This is a genomic window from Breznakiella homolactica, assembly GCF_016616095.2.
GTDB classification, from domain to species: domain Bacteria; phylum Spirochaetota; class Spirochaetia; order Treponematales; family Breznakiellaceae; genus Breznakiella; species Breznakiella homolactica.
The window spans coordinates 4,209,019-4,219,193 of sequence record NZ_CP067089.2; the positions used below are offsets into that span (position 1 = coordinate 4,209,019).

At 48.0% G+C, this 10,175-nt stretch carries 10 protein-coding genes; 6 read left to right on the forward strand and 4 right to left on the reverse strand.

What is annotated here, in order from left to right; all coding sequences use genetic code 11:
• Window positions 1-5: 5 nt before the first annotated feature.
• From amrB to JFL75_RS18910, 3 genes are all read right to left on the reverse strand, one after another.
• The gene (gene amrB / locus JFL75_RS18900) at window positions 6-866 is read right to left on the reverse strand and encodes an AmmeMemoRadiSam system protein B (RefSeq protein WP_215628227.1); all 861 of its coding nucleotides are present in this window, start codon (window positions 864-866) and stop codon (window positions 6-8) included.
• Between the two features lie 75 nt (window positions 867-941).
• Complete coding sequence (locus tag JFL75_RS18905; protein WP_215628228.1) at window positions 942-2,369, reverse strand: NFACT RNA binding domain-containing protein; 1,428 nt, start codon at window positions 2,367-2,369, stop codon at window positions 942-944.
• A 241-nt stretch (window positions 2,370-2,610) separates the two neighbouring features.
• Window positions 2,611-2,898 (reverse strand): ArsR/SmtB family transcription factor, encoded by a 288-nt coding sequence (locus JFL75_RS18910; RefSeq protein WP_215628229.1) that lies wholly within the window; start codon window positions 2,896-2,898, stop codon window positions 2,611-2,613.
• Between the two features lie 326 nt (window positions 2,899-3,224).
• Here JFL75_RS18910 and JFL75_RS18915 point away from each other — a divergent pair, with 326 nt between their 5' ends.
• From JFL75_RS18915 to JFL75_RS18940, 6 genes are all read left to right on the forward strand, one after another.
• Window positions 3,225-4,190 (forward strand): hypothetical protein, encoded by a 966-nt coding sequence (locus tag JFL75_RS18915; protein WP_215628230.1) that lies wholly within the window; start codon window positions 3,225-3,227, stop codon window positions 4,188-4,190.
• Between the two features lie 156 nt (window positions 4,191-4,346).
• The gene (locus tag JFL75_RS18920; RefSeq protein ID WP_215628231.1) at window positions 4,347-5,138 is read left to right on the forward strand and encodes a hypothetical protein; all 792 of its coding nucleotides are present in this window, start codon (window positions 4,347-4,349) and stop codon (window positions 5,136-5,138) included.
• A 126-nt stretch (window positions 5,139-5,264) separates the two neighbouring features.
• Window positions 5,265-5,714, forward strand: coding sequence for a hypothetical protein (locus tag JFL75_RS18925; protein ID WP_215628232.1), 450 nt, complete (start codon window positions 5,265-5,267; stop codon window positions 5,712-5,714).
• Between the two features lie 166 nt (window positions 5,715-5,880).
• Window positions 5,881-7,302 carry a tetratricopeptide repeat protein gene (locus JFL75_RS18930; RefSeq protein ID WP_215628233.1) on the forward strand — a complete coding sequence of 474 codons (1,422 nt, stop codon included), beginning with the start codon at window positions 5,881-5,883 and terminating at the stop codon, window positions 7,300-7,302.
• A gap of 229 nt (window positions 7,303-7,531) precedes the next feature.
• Window positions 7,532-8,608 carry a glycoside hydrolase family 3 N-terminal domain-containing protein gene (locus JFL75_RS18935; RefSeq protein ID WP_215628234.1) on the forward strand — a complete coding sequence of 359 codons (1,077 nt, stop codon included), beginning with the start codon at window positions 7,532-7,534 and terminating at the stop codon, window positions 8,606-8,608.
• The gene (locus JFL75_RS18940) at window positions 8,605-9,315 is read left to right on the forward strand and encodes an RluA family pseudouridine synthase (RefSeq protein WP_223292706.1); all 711 of its coding nucleotides are present in this window, start codon (window positions 8,605-8,607) and stop codon (window positions 9,313-9,315) included. The genes JFL75_RS18935 and JFL75_RS18940 overlap by 4 nt, the downstream gene beginning before the upstream one ends.
• Here the strand turns inward: JFL75_RS18940 and JFL75_RS18945 are convergent, their stop codons facing one another.
• Window positions 9,316-10,173 (reverse strand): hypothetical protein, encoded by an 858-nt coding sequence (locus JFL75_RS18945; RefSeq protein ID WP_215628235.1) that lies wholly within the window; start codon window positions 10,171-10,173, stop codon window positions 9,316-9,318.
• Window positions 10,174-10,175: the final 2 nt, after the last annotated feature.

Consider the following 10,175-nt stretch of genomic DNA (forward strand, 5'->3'; position numbering starts at 1 on the left):
GCGGATTACTCAAAAGAAATGCCGGCGTAATAATAAACGGACTGTGTATCTTCATCTTTTATACAGATTACCGAATCGGGGGAACTGTGAACAGCCCTGCCGCCCAGCAGCCCGCTTCCGAGCAGCGCCGCCGTTACGGGAGCTCCGCAGGCGCTTATTTTTCTCCGGCGGAACGCGTCCAGCAGGGGTTTCGGTTCTTTTTCCGAGACGAGCCGTATGAACAGCGCCGCCTCTTCCGCCGCTTCTTCCGCGTTTTCCGACACAGCCGCGTTGGTGGAAATCACAAAAAGCGTATTTTCCATTATCGGCTCAAAAACTATCCGGAGCGCTTTAGCCAAAGCCGATATAAGCACCGGACGGCTTCCACCGAGCAGGACCGGTATGATTGAGGCTTCAGGGAAAATATACTGCACAAACGGAAACAGGACTTCCATCGAATGGTCCCTGAGATGGGGAATATCGTTCAGTTCAAAAAGAGTGGAACAGGATATGAGGTCATTGCACAGGGCTTTGTTTACCCGCAGAAGCCCCAGGGGAGTTTCAAAATAATCCGAATCCGAAACAAAAAGTCCCTGTTCCGGGCCGTTATGGACACTACCGAGGATTACCACTTGTGATACCCCGGAGCTGCCTTTTTTCTTGGGAACCCTTCCGGTGGTACGGAGAAACGCCGCCGCCGCGGCCGCTCCGGAAAGATTCCAGGCTGCGTGGGGTGCAAGGACCGCCGCCGCCCGGGCACCGGTACCCGATTCCAGCCCGAAAGAACACAGCTCCGATGTGATATCCTGTTTTTCTTCGGGATAGAAAAGTCCCGCGACCACCGCCGAACGGATTTTAGCCTCCGGATAAACATCCTGCACCGACATACTACTATATTGTATGACGCATGTTCTGGGGGCGCAAGTTATTAACTATAAATTTATATAATTTTATGAAGAAAATTATTTCTCGACCCTGCATTGCTCGAGTTCCCTGAGGCGGGACTCTTCCAGTTTTATATGAAGGTTTTTCTCCTGGGTGGGTATAACCAGACCTTTGGGGCCGTTTTTTGCCCGGCGCAGGTATTTGACGGGAGTATAAAACAGATCGCCCTCACCGGCATTGCGGCCCTTGGAATAGAATATCGCCAGGGTAGCGGCATCCAGGAGAATGTCCAGGGGAACACTTTTTCCCGGCCGCTGCTTTATAAACACATAGGAACCGGGATAATTCCGGGCGTGGAGCCACAGGTCATTTCCCTTTACGTATCTGCGGAGGAGGGCGTCATTTTCCGACGCATCCCTGCCGACAATAATCAGCCAGTCCCGCCTGCGGAAGCTGAGGCCCGGCCGCTTTGTATCCCCCGGCTTGGGGGCTGCCCTGACCTGGGTACCGGCGGATTTAATCAGTTTGTGGAGTCTCAGGGGGTTCGTTTCCGCGAGAGTCGCCGCCATGGAAGCTTCCAGCCGGTTTATTTCTTCCCTGGTGCTTTGTATTTCAGCCCTGATGTCTTCGATTCCGTTTTTAGCCTTGCGGTACTGCTGGTAATACTGTTCCGCTGAAACGGAGGGCTTTTTTTTGGGATCCAGTTTTATCCGTACCTGTTCCCCGGTATAAAAGCTCACCGTGTCCAGCCATGCCGCGCCGGATTCTATGGTTCCAAGGTTTGCCATGATGATATCACCGTATTCCTTGAACTTGCCGGCTCCCTGGTATTCTTCCTCTTTTGACTGCAGACTTTCCAGCGCTCCCTGGATTTTGTTTATCCTCCGGTCGTAGAGCCTGCGGGCCTGTTCACGCAAAGCCTCCAGGGACAAGGCGCCGCCGTGCTCCGCGTACCAGGCGTCAATCTTTTCATTGAAGGAACCTTCCCCGGGCAGATCCCTGAGGGTAAATTCCCGGCTTCCGTTGTCCCTGGTGGGTCCGGTCTGATCCGCCGGTTCATAATGTCCGCCGGTCACTTCTCCCCGTTTCGGGCTCCGCCGCATGGCGTCAAGGACCGTACCGGCTTCGTCGGTTACGATTACATTGGCCGCGTTGGACCATAACCGTAGGTACATAAAATAGGAGTTTTTCCCCTGCAGCAGCAGGAGCCGTACAATGCGGTCTTCACCCAGCTGTACCGCCTCCGCGATACGGCAGTTAAGAATCCGGGATTTGAGAAATTCCGCGAAACGCAGAGGTTTTTCGTTTTTCGGAACCGCCCGGAATGTTTCATGGATCCGGCATGCTCCGGGAGTCAGGGCTATGAGCAGGGTTTTTGTTTTCCCTTTTCCGTGAATCTGCAGTGCCAGTACATCATAGGTGCTTTGTATTATTTTCTGAACCTGTGAACCGGGGAGGTCCAGCTCGGACAGTATGAGGTTTATTTCTTTCCAGTTCAGTGACATGGTTTTCTCCTTCCATATCCTACAGGAGTGCCGGTGTTTATGATAGGGGCGGGCCGCTGGAGGCAGCCGATGATAACATGCCCCGGCGTTTCTGTGTGTTCAAATTCCCGGTACAGCTCTTACCATCATAAGTATATCCGTCTTATTGAATATATCGATAATCGTCAATGTGTAATAACCGCCGTTCATTGGTGAAAGAAATTATTTTTTTTTGAAAAGAAAAAATACCGGCCTGGCTTGTCTACTTTTTTCCGAACCGGGGCAGCTCCTCAAGAAAGTCTTCCAGCTGCTTAACCCGTTCCCGGTTGACCGTATACTTTACCCACTGCCCATCCTTGCGGCTGTTGGCAAGGCCGCAATCGCAGAGCATTTTCATATGATAAGACAGGGTTGGCTGGGTAATATGTACCTCTTCCAGAATATTGCAGGCGCACCGTTCCTCATCAGAGAGCAGCGTATAGATTTTTAACCGTGTCTCATCGGAAAGGGCTTTAAACAGAAGGGCGTATTCCGCAAATGAATTTTTCATCTGGTATCTCCCGGAATATTGATAAATATCAATGTTTTAAATATATATGTAGTATTGATAAGTGTCAATATATCTAATGGAACCGCTTTTGGTTATTTTCCAGCAGTATCCGTTTACAGTCTGACGTTCCCTTTACATTGCAATCCACCAAACCTATGGTATACTTAACCTCTATAGAAATTCATAGACCAAGACCGTGAGCCATTGGGCAGTAGGTTTAGCTAAAGGCTGCCCGCTCCAGTATGCGGGAGCCATAAATCTGAGCAGCAGCAGCGCCGCCGCTGCAAAGTCTGTAAACATCTTCCGCCGGCAATGAAAGGATAAATATGAAGAACTATGTTTTACTTTTTCTATCAGTTTTTATAAATATAAATATCCATGCTTTTAACGGAACAATAAAAATCGAGCAGAATAACAAAATAAAGAACAGCACCGGTAATTTTTATTCCATTGAAGATGGTAAATTTACTTTGATACTATCAAATCTAAATCAGGAAAATATTCGGATCTTTGTCTATCACGATGATTCGATGTTTGAAAAATATCAATATCCAATAAAATGTGAAGACACTGTTATGTTTCATCCGGCTACAGCGTTAAGTAATAATACCGATGAAAATAATGAAATTACCCTCTACATTAACAGAGAAATGCAGCATAACAATATTTCATCTGATAGAAGGATATATGAGCAAAACAGCGCGCTGATAAAAATAGCTAACATTGCTGATATTGACAATAAATTTGACGGAAAACTCTATGTGACAATATTTATTGATTTTAATAATAACAGCATCATAGAAGAGAATGAAATTCAAAATATTGTTATTGAAATTGATAAAAACAAACACCAAAGTATTTTGTTTAAAGGAAAAGTTTATATCTCAACGCTTGGGTACTGGGTGAGGTACACCAATCCGGTTATGCATGGAGATACTTATTTTTATGCTAAAATAACCAATGTAACAGAGCGGGACAAGTTTTTTGAATTGTTCGGGCAGGATTATTCAAACAACTCATTAGGTGCGGCCAGAATCAGGGAAATGGATTACTCGAAATATAATGTTTATGTTGTGTTTTCACCTATTACTAGGGTATTGGAATTATATCAGCCGTATCATTATAACGGAGAATACAATTTGATATTTGACGTTATTTATAATTTCGCATCAAATAAAGGTGTTTATGTATTTGCCAGAAATTATTTTGTCGAAAAAGAAAAGGATATATTTAAAATATGCATAAATGACCTTGGCCGGATTACCGAACTAACCGCGCTGGAATACCGATAGCCTGAAAGCGTTTCTCCGCTGGTTTTATAGGTGGTACTATTACTGTTTTTTCCGGATTTTCGTATGGTCTAACAAAATGCCTTATACTACAACGCCATTATCCGATAAACAGACTGGGAATCTTGGAAGAATAATGAGAAAATTGTGGAGTGAATTTTGAGAAATGTAACTATTGTTTTTTTAATTCTTTTTTGGTTTATTGGTTTTGGGTGTAAGTTCAATAAGACAGGAGCAGAAACGAGAGATCAAAATATTGAATCAGTCAATACTGCAGAGATTAAAGTGGATGAAAACAAGGGGTTGATTGAAAATGAAACCGAAAATACAAAACTTTGCCGCCTTGAAAATTTCAAAATAAAATACAATGCAAATATTGATATTCCTGGTCGTAATGATCCCAATATGATTGTCAACGATATAATAATTTTCAAGCCGGAAAGCGATGTTATCGTTAATAATTCTGAAATTGAACCTTTACCAATTGTAAATGAAATTCTTGATAAGCCTGCAAAAAATATTACCCTTTCAATGCTGCCAGAATACAGTCGTCCACAGCAAAGTATAGATGACATATTATCTGCCTTTAATGTTTATGTTGATAAAGAAAAAATAAATGAAATAAATAATACAGTAAACACAATGAAGTATAGATTTGATAATTTGCAGATTGATTTCATGGATAATTCTATTTACATCTGCAAAGGATATTCCGAAAATTTTTACTATTTATTTCTTGTTGAATACTATGGTAATACCATGTACGATTTTGTATTAAAAATAAACGATGAAAAAAAGAACATTGAAGATTTACTCGGTAAGCCAACGTATTATTCATCAGATGGTAATATTTATGCATATCAATCAAATAAAACACTAAGACAAATTAGTGTTGTCTTTAATGAAGATAAGGTAAAAAAAGTACAGTTAATGGTGTATGGAGGGATATAGTTATTACTGATTCTCAAATTTTACCTGATATATATCTGCGGAGTTTTATATAAATCCCTGTCTGCACCAAGCCGATGCCAGCACGGACACGTTGCCGGAACTGAAAAAACGATTTATGATAATGCCGTGAAAATGATATGGCTAAGTTTTATTCTGATCGCAGCGGCTGTTTCCGCGGAGGAAAATACGGTGCTTAAACTGGTGCATATCGAAGAAATAGGCAAAACTCCCGGCCGCAATCCGGTTTACGTCGGATATTACTCGGATACTGTTTTTACCGAAAACGGTAAAGATGATTTATGCCGCTTTATAACGGTGGATAAAAAAACACTGCCGGCTCAGGCAAACCGCGAGCGTTTTATTGACGCTCATTTATACGATACCCCCGCTGTCAATGACGGTAATATTCCGGTGAATAGTGACGGATGGTTTTACCATCTGAGCGATGACGGCACACAGGTTTTGGTTAAAAGCCGATCCGGTCCGGGGGATGGTGCCATCGCTTTTCGGTATATATGGGAACGGTCAAACTATCAATACGATACAACTATTACCTTCAGCCCGCTTCCGAGGTAGCGGATTATGCGGAAGACGGCTGTGTAACCTGAGAATATCGTCAATAACCTTTGTGTACATCGGCTGATGTGCGGCTGGGATTTGATATCCGGACTATCGCAGGAAAAAGATTAAATTGAAATATCCGGGAAACGCGGCATAAGTCATGACAACGGAGAGGTAAACCATGTCAATGCATGAAGTGGAAGGCTATGCCCAGGAAGCTGTTATCTTTGTTAACGGCTGTGATATTCCGGCGGATGAAAAAGTTTCCCTCATTGCCGCCGTGTATGAATGGCACGACAATTACGATACGGGTTTCACAAAACTCCGGGAGTTTGACATACTGGTTGACACCGGGTACTTCCATCTTTTTGATACGAAAGACCATCCGGATTACGAACAATACAAAGACTACTTTGACTCAATCAGCGGGACCGGTTTTGAATTTATTTACGACGACCCCATAAAGGGCTACGCGAAGGATAACCCGCTCAGCAGCTACTGGATGGGCGAGACCTACCGGAATGAAAAACGTGTTTCCCCCGGCAGGATGTGCTGTGAGGCGGGCGGCCGGGTATGGCGGCACTTCTTTCCGGAAAAACCCGGACCTCTGCCGATGTCCGAATACGCCATGATGAGACGGATCGCGGACTTGGCGGCTGACCAGGAGGATCTGTTTATGCTGTCCGAGCTGTATCCCATGGTAAGTCTGGCCTTCTGGTACGGTATGAAGGGTGAAGAGGACAAGGCCCATTACGAACGCCTTAAGGAGCTTATCCTTACCGATGCGGTGATGGAAGAGTTTGAAGCCTATCCCTATCCGCGCATGCCCGACGAGGAATTCGACGAATATGATGAAAATGAAACTTACTGGCGGGAGTGGATGGGGTATTACTACGACTGGAAACGGCGCAGCCCGAAAAAAGTAAAGCCGGAGCCGGAACCTATTCCCGGAATCGAGGCTTACAATAAAATGGCGATGCACAAAGACGCCTATGAAAGCGCCCTGGCGGAAGGAAATATCGAAGCGGCGTTGCAGGAGTTTGCCGCCTTCGCCGCTCTGGACGAAGAACTGGGAGAAAAATTCAGACGTGCCAACGAAGGCCGTTCAATTCTTGAAGTATTTGCCGCAGTGCGGCAGGGACCTCACCACGAAAAATACGCGAACCTGCTCCCGGAAGAAACCGACAGCGAAAGCCTTAAGCCGTTTCTCGCGGACTACCACAAATGGCTCAACGGTAAAGACGATGTCAGCTATTACCTGAATACAGCCCAGGAACTTATCAACGCGGCCAACTATACCCAGGCGTTTCATTTTATTACCGCGGGATTAAATATCGACTCCGGCAATCCCTGGCTTAAGTTGTATATGGCCTGCGTGGTCATATTTCTGCCCCTTGCGGACCGGATTGAAGAACAGCTTCCTGTCCTGGACGGACTTCTGGACAGTAACTTTGAACATAAAGCGTACCTTAGGTATTTGAAATCCCTGGCACTCAACGGTCTCGGACGGATGGAAGAAGCCTTGGCCCTCATGAAGCAGGCGGCTGATGAGGACACTGCCTATACGGAAGCCTATGAATGGCTGCAGGGGCAAAAAAAGTAACAGGGCAGTGCCCTTTCTCCGGGGTAATACTGCGGCTGCCCCATTGCGGTCCGCCGTGTCAATTGTATATAGTTGAAAAATGATCCGCCGGGTTTGTATATTCATGATGTTTCCTTTTCTTCTCTGCTCCTGCGGAAAATCCGGTACCGTTCCATTGGAAATATCCGATCCGCCGCCGGCCGCAGAAAGCTTTCCGGAAGTTCCGAATGAAAATGAAGCGGAACGCGCCATGCGGGCTGCGGCCCGTGAATTGTGCAGAGCCATGGATGACCGCACTTTAGCCGGGCAGGTACTCATGACAGGCATTGACGGTAAAGGACGCCTTCCCGCCCGGTCAGAAGAACTGCTCCGGAAATATCCTCCCGGGGCGATCATGCTTTTTAAGTACAACGTCTCAGATGATCCCAATGATACCGCTCTGTTCCTGGACGAATGCGCGGCGGTAATCAGCCGGGCGGCTTCGGGGGTGGTTCCCTTTGTCGCGGTGGATCATGAAGGCGGTCTGGTCCACCGGTTCGGAACAACCCTGGAACGGCTGCCTTCCCCGGGTTCATATACAGAACTTGCCCGGGCGGAAGGTCCGGAAGAAGCTTTGTCCAGAATAGAAACCGATGCCCGGCGTTCAGGAGCGGAGCTCAGAACCATCGGCATCACCATGAACCTGGCTCCGGTGGCGGAAATCCTCAATGACGACAACAAGACATTTCTGGAAGACCGGTCCTATGGAAGGGATGGCACCTTTGTGACTTCCGCTGGTGCCGCGTTTATCCGCGGAATGGAAGATTCGGGGATTGCCTCGGTGCTTAAGCATTTTCCGGGCAACTCCGGGAGTGATCCCCATATACATCCGGCCCGGATGGACTATAGCCGGGATGAGCTTAACCGTATGGTTCTGCCTTTTAAAGAACTTATTGAACAGTTTTCCCCCGCCGCGGTCATGGTGAGCCACGCCGTAGTATCCGCGGCGGACCCTCTGCGGAATGCCAGCCTGTCTCCGGAGATTATCAGTGACTGGCTCAAAGGTGAACTGGGGTTCTCCGGGATTGTCCTGGGAGATGATTTCTCCATGGGAGCGGTCAGTCTCCAGGGTTACTCTCCCGAAGAGGCGGTGATTGCGGCCATTAATGCGGGAATCGATATGGTAATGACCTGGCCGCGGAATGTCGCGGCAGTACACGGGGCAATTATAACCGCCCTGGAAAACGGAACCCTGTCCCGGGACCGGCTTGAGGATGCCGCGGAACGGATTGTGTTCCAGAAAATGCGGTACGGGCTCCTGCCGGTACATAATGGAAGTGCGCTGTGATTGAAGAATCGAGAATACTGTACACCGACAGTTCCTGTATAATCGTAAACAAACGGGCAGGGGAGGCCGCCGAAGGCGCGGCCCCGGGAATGGTCAGCCTTCCGGAAGTTTTGGGGAAAACATTCGGCACCGGACAGAATGCCGGCGGAAATCCATTCCTGCCGACAGCGGTACACCGCATCGATGTGCCCGTGAGCGGCTGTATCCTTTTTGCCCGGACTCCGCCGGCGCTGACTTTTCTCAATACCGCCTTTTCCCGGAGACAGGCGGTAAAGACCTACTGGGCAGTGATTGAGCAGAATGAAAAAATCCGGACCATTCCCGAATCGGGGGAACTGCGCCACTGGATCGCGGTGGACGGACGCAGAAACAAAAGTTTTGCCTTTTCCGGCCCCGGGGAAAACCGGAAAGAGGCGGTTCTGCGCTACCGTGTGGCCGGCGCCGGGGACCGGTACTGTTTTATGGAAATAGATCTTACCACAGGACGCCATCACCAGATCCGGGCTCAGCTTGCGGCGGAAGGTCTTTTTATTAAAGGCGACCTGAAATACGGCGCCCGGCGAAGCGAACGGAACGGCGGCATCCGGCTCCACGCGCGGTTCCTGTCCTTTCCGTCCCCCGACCGGCCGGATCAGTATATCAGCGTCACCGCCGAGCCGCCTCTGCCGGACCGGCTGTGGGAAGCCTGCATGCAGTCAATGGTTTGATTATTTTTTAAGCGGCAGAGATTTAAGAAATGTAATCAGCGGATCGTGCCAGACCTCCGCCGAATCTCCTTCCTCCATGAAGCGCCGGTACAGCCCAAGGATGTGGTCCCGTATCTCACGGCGGTCATCGGGATTTTCGATTTCATCATCAGTAAAAAGTCCGGATACAAATGATTCCGCCTCAAAGGACGTGAACAGGGATACGTCAAAACGGGTCATGGCATACATGGCCGCCGAAACACAGTTAACACTGTGCTGTTTAATGTACAGTATGGCTTCGGTTATTTTCTGCGCTCCCTGTTTGAGTTCCTGTTTCTGCGGTTCCAGGCTTCCGCTGTCCCCAAGGGTACGGATAATGTCCGCGAATTTTGTGTAGGTCCGTATCACCACCATGACGTGGAGACTCGGTATGCACATGAGATGGGGATCAAAGGTGTGAATCAGGATAAAGCGGGGCTTTTTAAGATACCGCGGACGCCTGGTGGTGGACAGATTTCTGGTATACACCTCCGCGGCGAAACGATAGAGGTCCCCCATGGCATCCAGAAATTCCCGGACCGGTTCCTCCGCGTCCCTGCCGAATTCCTTGATCAGAAAACCTATGGTTCGGATCCAGAAGGAAACGAAATCCAGGTAAATGGTTACCCATCCTGGGGTAAAGGGAATTTTTTCGTCCAGAGGGTGATCTACCGATGTTACCGGAATCCTTCCCCGGAAGAGAGCCGCTTTATACTGCAGGTAGAAAAAATTATAAAAAATTGATCCGATACAGCGCCACGCCGCTTTCCGCAGTTTCCCCGTACGGAGAACCCGGAGAGCGGTCAGGAAAACGGGCTGTCTGCAAACTTGTTCTGCCATGG